Genomic DNA, 16,931 nt, shown 5'->3' with positions numbered 1-16,931 from the left:
AAGGTAAGGGCGGCGGCCTGAGGGTATCTCGACGGGAAAAGCCCCCGGTGCGGCCGTTCGGCCACCCCGGGGGCTTCTCCCGTCGAGCGGGCCGGTCAGCCGGCGACCGCCGCCGTGGCGAGGCTCGACGCGGTGCCGGACAGGTGACCGGTCCGGTGGGCCGTCACCCTCAAGGTGATCCGCTTCCCGAGCTGGGCACTGGTCAAGGTGAACGCGGGCCCGGTCGCACCGGTGATCAGTTTCCCGTCCGCGTACCACCCGTAGCCGTACGAGGTCGGTGCCGGAGTCCACGTCCCGGGGCTCGCCAGCAGCAGACGGCCGACCTTGGCCGTTCCCGAGATGGCCGGGGCGGTCGTCGCCTTGGGGGCGGCCCCCTTGACGAGCACGCCGGCGCTGGTGGCGCCCGCTGCCGGGTGACCGGCCTTGCGGGCGGTCACGACCAGGGTGAGCTGCTTGCCCTGAAGCGTCGACGGCAGCTTGTACGAGGCAGTCGTGGCACCCGCGATCACGGTCCCGTCCGCCTTCCACTGGTAGGTGTAGGAGTCGGCGACCGGCGACCAGGACCCGGTCGTCGCCGTAACAGTGCCGCCGACGACCGCGGTGCCGTTGACGGTGGGGGCGGCAGTGGAGCGGATAGGAGCGACGACGGTCACGGAGCCCTTGTCATACTCCACGCCGTGCGCGAACACGCTCACGGACAGCGGGCCGAGCGGGGCCTTCGTCAGGTCCAGGGCGACCGTCATGCGACGCCGGTCGGGGGCGATGGAGAGGCTCGTCGAGCGGACGCTGAAGCTGCCGCTCCTCAACTCGACCACGCTGTCCTCGCGCAGCGCGCTGCCCGTGACGGTCATGGTGACCTTGCCCCTGCCGACCGTGGACGGACCCACCGTGCCGACGGTCCGCTCGTCGGGACCGCAGAGGTACACGGCACACGTCCCCTCGACCCGTACCGCCGTGGAGGCCTGTGCGGGCTTCTCCGGCAGACCGATCACGAGGATGCTCGGCCGGGAGGCCTTCGGGGAGGCGTACGCGAGGGAGCACGTGTAGGTCTGGCCCTCGGTGGTGTACGACCCCCCGCAACCGTTCTTCAGGGTCGACCGGTCGTACATCCAGGGTGTCGGCGACTGCTCGAAGGTCCCGGCGGGTGTGAACCGCAGGGCGAAACGGTCGCCGGTGGCCGTCGGCAGCACGGCGCAGATCGCCGTCTTCTGCTCGCTCAGCGTGGCGGTCAATGGCCCGAACCCGTAGCTGACGTTCGGGACCTTGACGCACTCGGGGGCGGGCCCGGCCGCCGTGCCGATGCGCAGTGCGTCCAGCCGGTATGCGGGCGCCGCGGTCTTGCCCTCGGGGACCTGGACGAGGACCTGGTAGCGGGCGGAGCCGGTGACGGCGCAGCCCGCGGCGTAGTAGTCGCAGGCGCCGTCGCCGTTCGGCTTGTACACCAGGAGCCGGGCGGAGCCCTGCGCGTCACGGGCGTTCAAGTGCAGGGTGTCCGCAGCGTCGGCCGTGCTCACCTGGTGGCACAGGAACGTGCCGGGCTTGGCCGGTACGCCTCCGGTGGACGGGCCGCCCACCGCTGTGGCCGCGGTCGGGACGCAGCCGCGCGCGGTGGCGGTGACGTCGAGGCGGGTCAAGGCGAACTCGGCGGGCAGGTTCCGGCCCCGGACCAGGACGGTGTGCGCGGCGTTGGCCGTCAGGGCGCAGGTGGAGAAGGAGCCGTAGGACGTGCTGATGGAGCAGACCAGCTTGCCCTTCTCATCGAGGACGGTGGCCCCGGCGTTCGAGTCGCCCGAGACCCGCTGGATCTGGAAGATCTCGTGAGCGGAGTGGTTGTCCGCGGGAATGGTCAGGCAGCCGGCGAAGATCTCCGTGCTGGTCTTCACGCTCATCCGGGCCGGCTTCCCCGTGAAGTCGCCGGGCAGGAAGTGCGGCAGGCACTCGGCGCGTCGGTGCGGTGCACGACGAGACGGTAGACGTCACCCTCGTCGGACGACTTGGAGACGAGGGCACGGTACGGGGCGGTGCCGCCCAGGACGCAGGTGCCGTCCTGCAGCGCGTTCTCACAGAAGGCGGCCCCCTTGGCGTCGAGGACGGTGATTCCTGCGGCGCCATCGGACAGGACGGCGACGTGAGCACCTTGGGGTACCGGCAGGTTCAGGCAGTCGACCTCACCGGGACCGGTGAACGTGCCCTTGTAGTCGCGCGCGAGCGTGACCCCGCTCTGGCAGCCCACCGTCGCAGTACGGGACAGGATGCGTACGGCGACATCGGTGAGGAGCGTGTACGGGGCGCCGGCGGTGAGCGAGCAGTCCTGACCGTTCGCGCAGACGGTGGAGCCGTCCGCCGCGTACACCGCGGTGTGGGAGATCCCGCCCTGCGCGTCGATGCCGTGGATGTCGTAGGGGCCGGTCGCGGCCGGGGTGAATGTCCGGCATTCGGTCTGCGGGGCGGCCTGCGCGGGCGCGGAGCCGTACGCGGTCGCCGCCACGGGCACGCAGCCCGCGGGGTTCGACAGACGCCGGACCTTCAGGGTGTACGCGGCGGGGAAGGTTCCGCTGCGGCGGACCTCGGCGAGGACGCGGTAGCCGCCCACCCCGGCGGGCAGGACGCATTCAGCACTCTCACAGATGCGCTTGCCGCTGCCGTCCGTGATCCAGTGCCCGGAGTCTCCGTACTCGGGCAGGCGGAAATCGGAGGAGATCCGATCACCGGCGGTAGCGTCGAAGGTGTAGCAGAGGATGCGCACGCTGTCCGCGGCGACTCCCGTGGTCGGGGCGGAGTCGTAACGGGTGCCGGCGACGGCCGGGCATGCGGGAGCGGCGGCCATCAGCGGGACGAGGGTGACCCGGTTGGTGATGGCGGCCCAGCCGGTGTTGGAGACCGAGAGCGTGTACGTTCCGGCCGCGAGCTCGCACCAGGAACCCGGCGGTTCCCCGCAGGCGACCTGGTTCCCATCGGAGGTCAGCAAAGGGTAGGCGTACTGGTGGGAGACGAGCAGCCGGTGCATGCCCGGCTTCGTCACGACGACTGTGAAGCATGCTTTGCTCTGGGGCTCGATGGTGGCGCTGCCGACGGCGCCGCCCGGATCGCCGAGGGGCGCGAGCGCGAGCGGCGTGCAGGGTTCGGCGGCCGAACCTGCCGGGACCGGCCCCTGCTCGGCCGCCTTGTCCGCGCGGACCGGGCTCGCCGGGCGCTGCTGCACCGGTTCAGCCTGCGAGGCGGGTGCGGGGGCGGGTGCGGATTCGGATACGGATATGGCCGCAGGTGCCACGCTCGTCGGAGCGGCGGCCGACGGCGCCGCGGCGAACGCGTTCCCGGCCGGGATGACGGGCGCCAGCAGCGCCGCCAGCAGAGCGGGTATCAGCAGCCGTCTCGCGGATCTGGAGCTTGCGCGCGAACGCGCGGAGTTGAGCACTTTGTTCCCCCCAAAGCGATGTCTCCGATGTGGACGTCCACATGGGCGTCACACTGTACGGTCCGCCGCGGACAGGCCTGGCAGGGCCACCCCTCCCGGTTGACCAGGCGAAACGTCGAGATCCGGCCAAGCCGCGGCCGCTTACAGGAAGCCGAGGGTGCCCGGACGACGACGCGAGGAAATCAGCCGGCTGCGGACCTCGCACACGCCTGGACCTCGCACCCTCCGCCGGAAGCGTTCCGCTTCCTCTGTCGTGGAGGGTGTCTCCAGCCATGGCAACAACAGCGGAGCGGGGCTTCCCGCCGCTCGTCCTCGCCCGGGACGGCGGTCAGGCCGTCGGCGCGGACGGCGACCTCCGGGCTCGGACAGCCCCACGCTTCCGCCGGCTCACCGGGCAGTTCCCCCAGGAGTCGTTCCAACGGCGACGGCATGTCCTTCCCGGAAAGTCAGGCCCTGCTGATGCGGAGCACCGGGATATCCCTGTCCGTGCCCTTCTGGTACTGCTCGTAGCGGGGGAACACGGCGAGCAGGAGCGGCGAGACCCTGGCCTTCTCCTCCGGGGGCAGAACCTCGGCTCGCGCCCGGAAGCGTTCGCCCAGTACCCGTACGTGCACCTCGGGGTTGGCCTCGACGCTCGCGAACCACATCGGGTGGTTGTCTGAACCACTGTTGGACGCCACGATCAGATAGCGGTCATTGTCCTCCTTCGCATGGATGAGGACGGTGCGGCGCCATTCACCGCTGACGCGGCCCTGATAGTCCAGCAGAAGGCAGGGCGAGCCGTTCATGTCGGTGCCCTCCGTGCCGTCCGACTCCTCGTACCGAATGCCTTGGTCGCGCACGTGAGGATTGGGGCTCAACTTCACTGTGGCCGGGTCATAGGCAGTCGTCATGTGGATCCTCCGTGAGTACGTGAGCAGAAGGCGCGGGATCAGATCGTGCGCCGGGCGGCCATCGCCCAGGAGAAGACCCTGATGAGCATCAGACCGACGTCTACCGTAACCAGCCGCCAGGGCCCGGCCGGCCGGGCCGGGGCTGACCGCCCTGGTGCGGCTCACGGCGCTGGTGTGCCGGATCCCGGATCCCGGATCCCGGATCCCGGATCCCGGATCCCGGATCCCGGATCCCGGATGCCGCCGGAGATCCTGCTGGAGGCCGAAGAGGACCTCCTCGGCCTCTACGACACCTACAGTGTCGGCGCTCTGGCCGTCGGCCCAGAGGGAGGAACTCGTCACCCAGCGGTCGGGGCATCCCCCGCGTGCGCGGGGAGCAGGAGGGGTTCGCCTGCGTCTGGCAGGGCTGCGAGGGGGTCATTCCGTGTACGGCAGCCAGGCGTTGTTGTTCTCGTTGTACCAGTAGCTGTGGCCGGCGTTCCGGGCGACCGTGCGGAACGGGCGGCCGTGGTCGTCGATGCGGGTGGTGCCCTTGCGGTCGCCACTGCTCCAGGCCAGCTCCAGGTACCAGCTGACGTCCTGACCGAGTGTGGCGGCGTCGACGTTCAGCACCTGGGGGTCGGTGGCGGAGACCTTGTACGGGAAGTCGGTCGAGGCCGTCGGCCGCTCGCCCTCCTTGCCGGGTACGGGCCTGGCCCTCGGGGAGGCGTCGTCCAGGTTCACGGCGAAGGACGCCGGCACCAGCGTGCCGCCGCAACCCGAGCCCATGGTGTACGCGTTCCAGCCGGGAGCCTTGCGGCCGCTCACGACATGGACGTACAGCGCGTGCAGGACCGCGGCCTTGCCCTCGGTGCCCTGGACGGTCAGCTGCATGCGCAGGTGCCCCGCCGGGACGGCGTCCAGGGCCCGGGCCCACCCTTCGGTCGCCTGCCCGGCGGGGGGCGGGGGGACCGTGCCGGGTGCCTTGTCCAGGGCGAACCACTGGTCGCAGGGGCTGTCCCAGTTGTCGGGCAGGACGTTGACCGTGAACGGGGCGGTGGGAGAGGCCCCCTCCTTGGCGGTGGCCGGCGATGTGGACACGGACGTTGCCAAGGGGGACGTTGCCGAGGGGGACGACGGTCCGGGGCTGGACGGGGGTGCGGAATCGGCTGCGGGCGTGGGTGACGACGACCCGCCGGACGGCAAGGCCGGGCCCGCCGCCGCCCGCTCGCGCGAGGACGGCTGGGCGGCGCCGCGGCGCGTGTCCCCGTGACCCGTATCTCCCATGGCGGAAACGGCGGCGGCGGTACCCGCCACCGCGGCGGTGGCCACGGCGGCCGCAACGGCGAGCAGCAGCCGACGACGACGCCGGGCCCCCGGTACGGAGGCCCGGGCGCGGCCCGGCTCGATAAGAGCGGCGGGGGCATACGCGGGTGCCTCCGTTGCCGGCGCGGGGGCGAAGGCCTCCGCCGGGGCCGGCGCGGGAGCGGGGTTGGGCACCGGGGCGGGTGCCTCAGCAGCGGCAGGTCCGGGCGCCGGGTCGGACCCGGCCGCGGACGCCGGGGCCGGTGCGGGGTCGGTCTCCGCCTGCTGCCGGACCTCCGAAGCCTCCCCAGCCACCACCACCGCCGGTGCAGGCGGCACCTCCGGCGCGGCGTCAGCGCCCCGCGGCGCCGCGGAGTTCGCCGCCCCCGGCCTCGAGGCCTGCCCCTCCGTCACACCCCGCCGCCGCTCCACCAGCGCCAGCAGCCACTGCCGGTGCAGCGCGACCAGTTCGTCGGCAGAGGCACCGCAGACTCGGGCGAACCGCTCCACCGGGGCGTACTCCGTGGGCACCGCCGCGCCGCTGCAATAGCGGTGCAGCGTCGAGTTGCTGGAGTGCAGACGCTTCGCGAGCGTGCCGTAGCTGCGCCCCGAGCGCTCCTTGAACCCGCGCATCAGCTCGGCGAACCGCTCCGTCTCCGTGGCCATCCCACCCTCCCCCTCATCCCGGAAGCCCGTTCCAGGCTCGCCCGATCCCCCAGGTGAGAGGGGTCGGAAGCGTTACAGGGTTCCTACTATCCCGGCCCAGACGCCACTGGAACAAAACCGGCCCCACAGTTGCGTCATCAGCCCGTCGGTCCGCCCATCGGATCGGCGGTCGGATACGGCGGTCGCAACGGGAGGGTCCCCACCCGCCCCACCGGCCGCCCTCGGTCGCCTGCAGCAGCAGCCGACCGGAACAGCAGCCCCATGTCCCACCCAACGTCTCGTCAGGCGGAAGCGAAAGCCTCCGTCTGACGACAGCACCGACACGGAGAGTTCCCCATGCGCACCTACCGACTCCGCACCACCGCCCTGGCCACCGCCACCGCCGGCCTCGCTCTGGCCCTGACCGCCTGCGGCGGCGGCTCGGACAGCGCCGGCGGGCCGACCGCGAACCCCGCCGCGGCCAAGAGCGCGGACAAGCAGGTCTCGACCGGGACCGTGACGCCGTCCGGGGAGGGCGCCTCCGCCGCCCCGTCCGCCGGCAAGGTCACCGGAACCGGCACGGCCGCCGGCTCCCCGGCGAAGGCCGGCTCGGGCGGCAAGGGCACGGGGGACACCACCGGTGACTCCTACGCCTACACCCACCCCTGCTCGGCGCGGAACCTGACCGTCAAGGTCACTTCCCCGACGGGCACTCCGGCCACCGTCCGCGTCATCACCGTGACCAACAACGGTTCCACCTCCTGCGGTCTGGACTACTTCCCCACCGTCGGCTTCAGCGCCAAGGGCGCCGCGCTCGGTCTCCAGGCCACCGCCCCCGGTGGTCTGGGCGGCGCCCCGGCTTACCCGGTGCGCCCCGGCGCCACCGCGTACGCGGCCGTGAACCTCAACCCGTCGGGCGGCAATGGCCCCGTGGCCGACGAGATCAACGTCCTGGCCGACCAGGAGCACATGCCGAACGCGGACGGCGTCAGCCTCCAGCTGGCCAAGCCGGGCAGCGTCGCCAACCCGAAGGTCGGCCTGTACCGCACCAACACCCGCGACGCGCTGAGCGCCTTCTGAACGGAGTTCCGGGGCCGCGGCCCCGGCCGTGCCACGGGGTGCGTCGCCGGGCGGGCTCAACTGTCCTGTGCGAGGAAACGCCAGTTCGTGCCGCCGGCCGCCCCGCCGCGGGCTCCTCGACGCTGCGCTTGATGTGGTCGGCGGCCAGCAGCAGCCACTGCTGGATTTCGGTCTCGGGCAGGCCGATGTCCGGTACGGGGTAGAACTCGCCGAGACGCTGGCGCAGTCGGCCGGGCGGGTTCTGGGCGTAGGTGCGTAGCTGCTGTTCGGCGACCGGGCCCAGGGGCGGGTGTGCCAGGTGTGGCGCAGATAGGCGCTGAGGGCCTGACCGGGCCGCTCGGCAGTGTCGTCGGCGGTGAGGCCGGCGTACGCGCTGCCTTCCGGTCGGCGGGGGCGGGGCCGGGTCAGGTGGACAGGAAGTTCCAGAGCACGGCGACTTCCTCGTCGTTCACGGCGATCAACCCGGCGTCCCGGTCGTACTGACTGAAGGGGTCGAGACCCCGGACCCCCTGCTCGTAGAAGTCGGGCCGGTCGCCCTTCCAGCCGATGTTGGAGTAGAAGCGGGTGCCGTCCGGGAACCGAGAAAGGATCACGTCGGCCCGGCACTCCATCTGCTGTCTGCGTTCCTCCCAGCGCGGGGTCTTGCCGATGTCAAGGCCGAGCACTCCGAGCAGGACGACCAACGACCTCTCCGAGGACCGGGGAAGCTCCCTCACCCTTGGGCGGAAGCGTTCCGCATCCGCAAGGGTCGAAGGCGTCTCCAGCCACGGGAACAGCGGGTCTTCCCGCCGCTCGTCCTCGCCCTCGTAGGGGTCGATGGACTCCCACCCCCGGGGATCGCGCGTCTCCAGACGCATGATCGCCCCCACGTCGAGCCACCAGTCGTCGTGCTCACGTGGAGAGACGGCAACGAACGTGCAGAGCCACTCGTACAGCTTGAGCGCGTCGGACCATGCTTCCCCGGTCGCTTCTTCCCTCATCAGCTTCCGCTCCGGCCGGGTCAGATGGGCTCGAAGGCCCAGAACACGCCGACTTCGTCGTCGTTCACGGCGATCAGCCCGGCGTCCCAGTCGCAGCGGTTGAAGGGGTCTATGCCACGTCAGACAGCAGCGACCGTACGTGTGCGTTGCCGGTGGTGGACAAGTACTCCGCCAGCGCCTGTCCCGCCGGTCCCTTCGCCCGGCGTACCGCGGTGACCGCATGGGCCAGCGTCCGGTCGGCGGGTACGGCCTGGAGGATCCTCCTGACCAGTCCCACGGCCAGTTCTTCATCGACGGGAACGATCGAGTTGGCCAGATCGACGAGCTGGGTCGCCAGATCGAACCGGAAACGGGCACCCGATTCGATGGAACCGAGGCCGCGAATGACCACTTCGTGAATGTCGGGCAGGCATGCGCGCACCACGGCTTCTTCCAGGTAGTCGCCCAGCTTCTCCTCGAAGTATTCACGGTCCGCGATCCGAATGAGCGACCGAAATGTTTCCACGCGGAGATCTGAAGAATTCTTTTCCCCGGCGAGTTCCCGACTGTCCGCCGCAGCCTCCGAGAATTGTCCGTAACTGCTGTCCACCGAGAACTTGCGATCCATCACCAGGTCATACCAAGGAACAGCCCTCGGCTCCAGGGTCGCCTGCCGGACCGCTTCATACCCCGCAGGCTCACCCCAGGACACAAGAGCCAGGCAGGCGAGATACCTTTCGCGATCGGAAGCCGACGCATCTCCGAGCAAAGCCACGAGGCCAGGCACACGGTCGCGATGACTGGCGTGATCGTAGCCTCCGTAGATCACGTCATCGACGTCGTCGGTGCGATTTCCCTCGAAGTCGGTTCCGAGAAGATCTTCGAACTGGGTCATGCCACTACCCTGTCTTATTACGGTCCGGTGATGTAATCACTCGGCACAATACCCTTGATGAGCCATTCTTCGTCACGCTGGGTGTTCATCATGTCCACCATGCGCTGAACGATGCGCTTGGTCTTCGTGTTGCTGAGTCCCAGTTCCGCCGCCGCTTCCGCGATCACGGGCCTCGAGCTGCCCGGCGGCACGGTGAGATCGACGGGGCGACCGGCTATCTCGTCCGCGCTGGCCTGAATAGCGGCTTGGACTTCCTTCGGCGAATGGACCTCGACACCCTGGACACGGCCCGCGGCGATGTCCTCGTCCAGACGGGGCAGATCGATCTTGATCTTTCCGCCACCGAAGTCCTTGGCGTCGGCTCCGTCTCTGCTCAGGGATGTGTACGGGCTGTCCGACTTCGCCGGGTCCCGGCCGACGACGTGGTCGACGATGCTCGCCTGACCGTCAGGATTGGCCGGCACGAGGTCGCCGTCGGCATTGAGGTGGGCTTTCCGCTGCCCTCGGCTGTTGTACTCGGCGCTGAAGTCGTCGTCCTGGCGCATGAGAGGCGGGCGGTCTCCACCGGTGCCGGTGCCGGACGGCGCGTCCGGATCACCGTCCACCGGCCCGTCCTCGCCCTTCAGGCCGTTCCTGCCATGGGCCGCGGCCTCCCCCTCGGCCTGGGCGGCCTCCCGCGTGACCCCCTTGCGCGCCGCGCTCTCCACCGCCTCCTCAGCGACCCTTGCCCCGGTTCGGGCCGCTCCCAGTCCCTTCGTGCCGATGAGTTCGGGAATGAGCCGGCCGAAGCCCTCGCTCGGGTCGTCCTTGAAGGAGTCGATCAGGGCGACGGGGATACGTTCGGGATGGGCGGCGGTGGAGACGAGGCCGGCCAGGGTCATGCTGACGTGCTGCTGGTACTCGGCGGGATGGGTGAGGTTGTAGGGGTCCTGAGGATTGAGGCCACGGGCGAAGTTGAGGATTCCCGCGGTGCCCTTGACCACGCCCCCGACGACGTGGTTCAGCTCGACGGCCTGAGCGCCCTGGTAGTCGAGGAAGGTTCCGAGCGCGCGGTCCATGGGCGGCGGCTCGGCCGGCGCGTGTGCGAGGGCTGCCGTGAGGGCGCGCTCGGCCGTGGCGGCGGCTTCGTCGCGCTGGCGGCGGGCCTCGTTGAGGATGTCCCGCGCCCGGCCGCGGGCGGCCTCACCCGGATCGGCGCCCGGTGCCGGGCAGATCGCCGGGGCGCCGCCGGCCTTCACGGACGCCTCGTAGGCGGCGAACTTCTCCTTGTACGCGGCTTCGGCGTCCTTCGACGCCTTCACCCCCTGCTTGTACAGCTCGATGGCCTCCTGCGCCTGCCCCTGTGCCCACTCCACCGTGTCGGCGTAACGGTTCAGCGCGCCACCAGCGGATTCGCACGCGTCGGAAGCGTGGAACCAGTCGGCCGGGTGCATCGCGAACTTCTCGCGGAAGGCATCAGCCGCGGCCCCTCGCCAATGGCCGGAGTCCAGGGCTTTCATGCCCTGGCCGACCCGGTCGAACGCCGCCCGGAAGTCCGTCATGTGCTTGGCCGACTCCCGGATGGCCGAGGGCTTGCCATGGACGAGCTCGTTGGCCTGCTCGCTCTGTCCGAGCCCCTGTTCGCGCACCGTGGCGCCCAGGTCGGAGGCGATGTCGTCGCCCCAGTCCTCGACTTTGTCCGCCCAGTCGTCCGCGCCCACGTACTCCAGGGCGCCACCGAGCCCGTGGGCGGCCGTGTCCACGCCCTTGCCCACCACCTTGGTGGTGGCGTCCCAGCCGTCCTCCAGCTTGCCCAGACCCTGGTTGAGCAGCCCGCCCCAGTCCGGCATCAGCGCTCACCACCGGGCTGCGGCGCGGGCGCCGGTCCGACCATGTCGTCGACGGCCGCGTCCATCTCGTCGCCCAGACCGGCCGCGTCGATGAGCTGGTTGGGCAGGAGGATGTCGGAGCTGTTCAGGTCCCGGACGGTGCCCTTCCAGGCTTCCTTGCTGTTCTCGTCGGCCTGCTCGAAGGATTCCCGGCTGTAATCCGCGTCGCGGATCTGCGTGTACGGGTTGTCGGAGAGGACCTCGCCCCAGCCCTTGCCGATGACGTCCTCCTCGGAGGCGTACGGGTTGCCCATCGCCGAATTGGTCAGCACCTTGAAACTGCCCTGGATGTACTGGTCCTGCTCGTGCAGCGCACCCGCCGACAGCCCGACCTTCGCCGCGAAGGAGTTGCCCTGCTGGACCAGGGACCGCACACCCCATTCCCACCGCTCGCAGAAGGTCCCGAGCGCGGATGTCAGCCCGTCGTGCCCCGTCTCCATCCCGGACAGGGCCAGGTCGGAGAATCCCCGGCCCATACTGGCCGTGCCGACCATCCCGAGCTCCTTCAGCTCGGCCAGCGTCTGCGTGATCCCCTCGGCTATCTGTCCCAGTGCCGCCTTGGAGACATCGAGATCGCCCCCGTCCCCGCTCATGCCGCCTTCTCCCCGTCAACTGCCACCGCATCCGCGACGATCCCCCGAACCGGCGGAAACACCGCGCCATCGGGACCGGCCGCGTTCAGCGCGACTCCGCACGGGAAGTCCAGCGCCGGCATCACCTCGTCCAGCAACCGCGCACCGATCACCCGCCGGTACGGCCACCGGTCCCCCGATTCGCCCCGAGCCTCGGCGAAGCGGGCGAGTGCCGCTTCGCCGGAGAAGGCGCAGATCCAGTCCAGACCACCGAACACGGCGGTCCACAGGCCACCGCGCTGGTCCAGGGGCACCAGCACGGTGGCCTCGCGGAATTCCGTGAGCCGTTCCAGCCCCGCTACCGCCGCTTCTTCGACGGGCCCCGTCTCGACAACGGGAACAGCCGCTACGAGCACGGGCGCTACGGTCACCGGTGCCTCCGGAGATGAGGTCGAGCGCGCGGCCGCCTCCGCCCGCAACTGAGCCCACTCCTCGTCAAACCCCACCCAGAACTCCTCACACCGGTCCACTGGTCAGCCCCGGGCTGAACCCAGCCGGTCACCCCACCTGTTCGAGTCGAACATACCTCGACCGACTATGTCGTTTTAGGTCAAATTTGCTCTTCATTTATGCACACTCCACGCTTCGGGTCACCCTCCTTGCCGCCGCGTCACCCTGTGAGGACCCCGCTCGGCGAGCACTCCTTCTTGACCTTCGGCCTGGGCAACACACCAGGGTGAGGTGCGGAGCGTCCACAAGCCTGGTGCATTCGTGAACCTCGACGGCACGACGGCGAACCGAAAGGGGATGCCGGCTCGAACAAACCAGAGCGCAGGGACGACCAGCCTCTACCCAGACCGGGCGGCGTACAAGGATGGGCTACCGGCCGCCCTGGCTCGGTCCGCCGCGTAGCCGGGCACGGCAGGTCACACATCTCCACGCCCGCGGTGTCCACCACCGCCCTGCTTCGCGCCGCCAGCAGCACCGGCGTGGACGAGTGCGATGTCCCGGGCGCGGGTGACCGCTTCGGGCTCGACCCGGGCCAGGACCGGCAGGGCGTGGTACCAGCCCATGGTGATCAGGCTCATGTGGAGGAACCTCCTGGCCGCCTGATCGTCGGTCCGTACGTCCGGCGTGACGTCCAGGGCCAGGTGCTCGATGGTGCGGGTGAAAGGATCCAGCAGCGTGGCAGGGTCGGCCACAGCGAGAGGGCGGACCGGGATGCGGGCAAGGTGACCCGCCACCGCGGCGAGCACGGCCCCCCGGCTTCGCGGATCGGTGAGCCGCTCGGCCACCTCACGGGCCGCCTCGACATCACCTCGCGCCGCGTGGACCACCGCGAGCGCGGCCGTGGGGAAGTGCTCGGGTCCTCGGTTTGCCAAGTTGCGGGTCAGCCAGTCCAGCTGGCGGCCGGGGTCCTCATCCGCGCCGATGCGCAGGAGGGCATGTACCAGGACCGTTTCGGGCTGCCAGGTCTTCGGATCCTTCCGGTCCGCGTAGCCGAGCCCTACGTCCTGCACCTCTTGGAGGAGCGCGCCGTACGGGTGCCGGCCGTCGGCCCCCGTCGCGGGCAGGGCGGGGAGGAGGCCGGCAAGGCGGGCCAGCAGGGTGAACATCCCCTGTGGTGCGTCTTTGGCGGCGTGCAGGTTCTCGAGGAGCGGGAGGAGCAGTTCGTCCGCCCTCTCCCGATCGCGCTCCGCGAGGCCCGCAGCCACGGCGATGCGGGCCAGCCGGTCCGCCCGCCGCCATTCGGCCTTCTTGCTGCGGTCCGCGGGCACCACGTGCTGCCGCAGGAGGTCCTCCGCGGCCTCCCCCTCTCCCGCGCAGGCCAGCGCCTGTGCAACGTGTGCCCACGTGCCGCTGGGAACCGACCCGTCGGCGGTCTGCGCCGCACGCTGCGCGCTCCGACGCGCATCACCGACGAGGTCGAGGTCCACGTAGGCCAAGGCCGTTGCGGCGTACGCCCGTGCGCGATCGTCCTGGTCCTGCCACGGTTCGAGCAGTGCCTCGACGTCATCCGCCGCGTCGATCCGTACGAGCGCTGCGGCCAGGGCGGGAATCCACCGGGGTGCCCGCCCCGTCACCGTCCCCGGGCCCGCGATCCGTATGAGGCCGAGAGCCTCGTCCAAGCGGCTCCTCGCGTCGCGGTCGTTGCCGAGTTCCGCCAGCCCGAAGGCCTCCTCGGCCAGCCAGTTGCCCTCGGACTCGACTTCGCCTTCCTCCAGGCCGCCGAGGTCTTCGGACCAGTCTCCCGGCCCGCCGGGAAGTACCTGTTCCAGCGGTTCCAGAAGGCGGGCGACCTGATTCGCGGGCATCCCGACGTCGGAGAGGGCCGCCGCGAGACGGGTGACTGTCTGGCGGAAGCCGAACTCCAGGTGGAAGGCGTCCGCCGGCGACAGCGGCGCGGCGCCGGCCAGGAGCACCGCTGCGACGTGCCGGTGCGCCAGGGACGCGAGGCCTGTGGCCTCCTCCGGCCGGGCCTGCGCCAACGCCGAGGCCGCGCCCGCCAGTACGGAGACGTTCTCCAGCGTCGGCGCCGCATGCCACACCGCGTGGGCGTGCTCGGCAATCCGGTCGTGGAGGCGCTTCGTGCGGTCGGGGGCCGCGGTCGCGACGGTTTCCCAGATCTGGACGGCTACGGCGGCGCCTCCGTCCGCCGGCTCCTCGGCCAGGTCCGCGGCCTCATCCTCCAGTTCGTCCAGGAGTTCCGCGGCGGACTCGGGGTGGTCCGGCGCCAAGAAGACGGCCGCCTCCGCCCAGGCCTCGTACCGGGCCGTACTCGATCCACGGATCGCGCGGAGCAACTCCAAGCCCGCTGCCACCTGCTCCGTGGCCATCAGCGCGAGCGCGGCCCGGCCGGCAGCTTCCTGCGCCCATGCCTCGTCTCCGGCGTACCCGAAGGGTCCGGCCTGGCGAAGGGCCGTACGCGCCCACTCCCCCGCCTCCCGTGCGACGTCACCGGCATCCTTGTGTCCGGTCTCCGTCAGTACGCGGGCCACGTCGGCGAAGTGCACCGCCTTCGCCGGGGCCTGCGGGGAAGCGCCCGCCAGCGCCCGTGCCCGTCGAACGTCACCGAGCCGGGCGACCGCCCGCGCAATGGATCGCGGCAGGGGCCGGGTGTGCGGGAGGAGCCATTCCCGGGACATGGCCACCCCCGCCGCGGTGACCAGGCTCGGTGGCGTGCCGGCAGCATCCGGCTGGTCGACCAGGGCCAGATCGGCGAGGGCCACGTCCGGTCCGGAGCGCTGGATAAGGCGTAGCTGACGCCGCGGGTCGAGGACGAGGTCGGTGAGCCGATCGGCATCCGCGCTGTGCCGTACGAGTCGCGTGTACCCGGTGAGCAGGTAGTTCGGGGTGTCTTCGGGCCAGCCCCGGTCGCGGTAGTCGTCGGCCCAGGCGTGCAGGCACGCTTCGTACGCGGCCATTTCCCGCTTGCCGAGGGCTTCCTCGGCGGCCCGGTACAGCTCCTCGTGTGCCAGGACGAACGTCTGCCGGGCGGCATCGTCCTGAGCCGGTGATGCGCCCAGCAGGAGGTCATCGGTATCGGTCGGTGCCATGTTGCGGCCGACGACGCTGCGGAGCCTCTTCCCCACGTCGTGCGGCCTGACCTCGGCCAGCTCGGCCATGTCGGCGCCGGTGAGGGCCCCCTGGGCGACGACGAGCAGTCCGAGGAGCGGGGAGCCGACGCGCCCGTCCTCCAGCAGGGCGTCCAGCTCCTGCAGGGCGGTGTCCCGGATGACATGGGCGGCGGGCGATGCGGCCAGGCGGCGCACGATGCCGGGATCCCGCAGCGGGTGGCCTTCTGCCACGTCTTGCGGGACCAGCGGGTTGGCACGGCCGGACACGAGGACGCGCATGCCGTGCGGGGGCTGCTTGGGCAGGAGCGCGGCGATGCTCATCCCGCCCGGGGCGGCGTCCGCGTCCTCGTCGAGGCCGTCGACGATCAGCAGCAGGCGCCGGTGGCGTCCGGCGCTGGCCTTCGCGGCCTCTTCACAGAGGGGGAGCAGGGCCTCCGACCGGCCGCGTTCCGGCGCCCGTAGCTTCCGCCCGGCCACCGAAGCGAGCTGCTCGCCGACCGCCAGGAGAAAGTCTTCCCGGCGGTTGGTTCCCAGGCGCCGGGCGATGAAGTGGTGCACGGCATCGACGCCGACGGGAAGGCGGCGTGTGGCGAACCAGGCGAGCAGGGCGGTCTTCCCGGCCCAGGCGTCCGCCTGCCACCAGGCGTAGGCGGCACCGCCGTCCGGGGCGGCGGCGAAGGCCGCCAGCTCGTCGAGCTCCCCGTCCCGGCCGACGAACTCGTACGGCAGCACGTCTTGGAGGGCTTGCGACGGCATTCCGAACAGCCGGCCGGGCGAGGCCGCGCCGATGCGGGGGCCGCGGCCGCCCTGCCCGCTCTTCCGGACGGCCTGCGCCGCGACGAGCCGGGCCCGCCAGGTCTCCGTCCCCGCTCGCCGGTGGTCCTTGACTCGCTGGGCCGCCCGGCTTTCCAGGAAGGGGATCAGCAGGTGCAGCACGTAGCGGACGTGCCGCTCCTGGGTGGGAACCGAGGGTCCCGTGAGCCATCCGCTGAGGGTGGAGTCAGCGACCTTGAACCCGTGGGGCACACCGAGTTCGACGAGGTCTCTGAGCGTGAGCTCCTTGCCCCCGCCCGCGGCCGCGTGGAGTGCCGCCAGCTCCACCGAGAAGTCGGACACCTGACCGCCGGTCTCACCGCCCTCAGCGGAGAACTTCTCCGGAACCATTCTTATCCCCTCCCTGACCTGCACAGATCCATTGCCTCAAGCTCTCCGGACATCGCCGGAAGACCTTCACCCGGTGGATACCTGTGGAACCACGCCGGGCGGAGCAACCGCCGGGTACGAATCGAAGGAATCCCCCATGTCCGTTCTGCTGTCCGCCCTGCAGTCCGTGTTCCAGGACGCCGCCACCCTGACCGCGGCCACCGGCCTCGCCTTCACCGGCGCCGTCGTCACGGTGGCCGCCTCCTCCGTGCTCTCCCGCAACCCCCAGCGCCGCCGCGACGCCCGCGCGACGCTGACGATCCTGATGCGGCGGGGCGGGCGGAAGTGACTCCGCTTGAAGAACCGTGTCCGCCGAGTTGGCTGGTTCTCGGCCATGGTGGCGCGTGCTGGTCTCCCGCTCCGGCGGGAGTTAACCTCTGATCCGCAGCACTCCCCCCGCGATCGCGGGGATGACTCTCGTTACGAGCAGACTCACTCAAGACCCTGCGTGCGCGGGGATGTTCCTATGGGGCAACAGCAGCCTTTTGACCCCATTTCGACCCGTTTCCGTGGGCCGACTTTTGTCCGCGGACAAAAGT

Annotated in this window: 12 protein-coding genes and 1 pseudogene; 2 read left to right on the top strand and 11 right to left on the bottom strand. The window is 70.9% G+C overall.

The window, feature by feature from the left end:
* Positions 1–95: 95 nt before the first annotated feature.
* The 4 genes from AC061S_RS35450 to AC061S_RS35435 form a co-directional block, all read right to left on the bottom strand.
* Entirely contained in the window at positions 96–1,889 is a 1,794-nt protein-coding gene (locus AC061S_RS35450) for a hypothetical protein (RefSeq protein ID WP_478689992.1), read from the bottom strand.
* Positions 1,886–3,202 (bottom strand): hypothetical protein, encoded by a 1,317-nt coding sequence (locus AC061S_RS35445; protein WP_478689991.1) that lies wholly within the window; start codon positions 3,200–3,202, stop codon positions 1,886–1,888. The genes AC061S_RS35450 and AC061S_RS35445 overlap by 4 nt, the downstream gene beginning before the upstream one ends.
* 659 nt (positions 3,203–3,861) lie before the next feature.
* Positions 3,862–4,308, bottom strand: coding sequence for a nitroreductase/quinone reductase family protein (locus tag AC061S_RS35440; RefSeq protein WP_478689990.1), 447 nt, complete (start codon positions 4,306–4,308; stop codon positions 3,862–3,864).
* A gap of 417 nt (positions 4,309–4,725) precedes the next feature.
* Complete coding sequence (locus AC061S_RS35435) at positions 4,726–6,258, bottom strand: helix-turn-helix domain-containing protein (RefSeq protein ID WP_478689989.1); 1,533 nt, start codon at positions 6,256–6,258, stop codon at positions 4,726–4,728.
* Positions 6,259–6,594: 336 nt separating this feature from the next.
* Here AC061S_RS35435 and AC061S_RS35430 point away from each other — a divergent pair, with 336 nt between their 5' ends.
* Positions 6,595–7,317, top strand: coding sequence for a DUF4232 domain-containing protein (locus tag AC061S_RS35430; RefSeq protein WP_478689988.1), 723 nt, complete (start codon positions 6,595–6,597; stop codon positions 7,315–7,317).
* 91 nt (positions 7,318–7,408) lie between these two features.
* On the opposite strand, the pseudogene AC061S_RS35425 reads toward AC061S_RS35430, so the two are convergent.
* The 7 genes and pseudogenes from AC061S_RS35425 to AC061S_RS35395 form a co-directional block, all read right to left on the bottom strand.
* A pseudogene (locus AC061S_RS35425) lies at positions 7,409–7,743 on the bottom strand (hypothetical protein); the annotation flags it as partial.
* Entirely contained in the window at positions 7,722–8,297 is a 576-nt protein-coding gene (locus AC061S_RS35420) for a hypothetical protein (RefSeq protein WP_478689987.1), read from the bottom strand. The pseudogene AC061S_RS35425 and the gene AC061S_RS35420, both read right to left, overlap by 22 nt.
* Positions 8,298–8,406: 109 nt before the next feature.
* On the bottom strand, positions 8,407–9,171 hold the full coding sequence (locus tag AC061S_RS35415; protein WP_478689986.1) for a hypothetical protein: 765 nt from the start codon (positions 9,169–9,171) through the stop codon (positions 8,407–8,409).
* A gap of 17 nt (positions 9,172–9,188) precedes the next feature.
* Complete coding sequence (locus AC061S_RS35410; RefSeq protein WP_478689985.1) at positions 9,189–11,000, bottom strand: putative T7SS-secreted protein; 1,812 nt, start codon at positions 10,998–11,000, stop codon at positions 9,189–9,191.
* Entirely contained in the window at positions 11,000–11,632 is a 633-nt protein-coding gene (locus tag AC061S_RS35405; RefSeq protein ID WP_478689984.1) for a hypothetical protein, read from the bottom strand. Before AC061S_RS35405 ends, AC061S_RS35410 begins: the two co-directional genes overlap by 1 nt.
* Positions 11,629–12,117 carry a hypothetical protein gene (locus AC061S_RS35400; RefSeq protein ID WP_478689983.1) on the bottom strand — a complete coding sequence of 163 codons (489 nt, stop codon included), beginning with the start codon at positions 12,115–12,117 and terminating at the stop codon, positions 11,629–11,631. Before AC061S_RS35400 ends, AC061S_RS35405 begins: the two co-directional genes overlap by 4 nt.
* A 420-nt stretch (positions 12,118–12,537) precedes the next feature.
* Positions 12,538–16,353 carry a hypothetical protein gene (locus AC061S_RS35395; RefSeq protein WP_478689982.1) on the bottom strand — a complete coding sequence of 1,272 codons (3,816 nt, stop codon included), beginning with the start codon at positions 16,351–16,353 and terminating at the stop codon, positions 12,538–12,540.
* 136 nt (positions 16,354–16,489) lie between these two features.
* Here AC061S_RS35395 and AC061S_RS35390 point away from each other — a divergent pair, with 136 nt between their 5' ends.
* Entirely contained in the window at positions 16,490–16,681 is a 192-nt protein-coding gene (locus tag AC061S_RS35390; RefSeq protein ID WP_478689981.1) for a hypothetical protein, read from the top strand.
* The last annotated feature ends 250 nt before the right edge of the window (positions 16,682–16,931 follow it).

The sequence above is a fragment of the Streptomyces sp. CA189 genome, from assembly GCF_056428985.1.
This window is presented reverse-complemented; position numbering and strand designations above follow the sequence as displayed.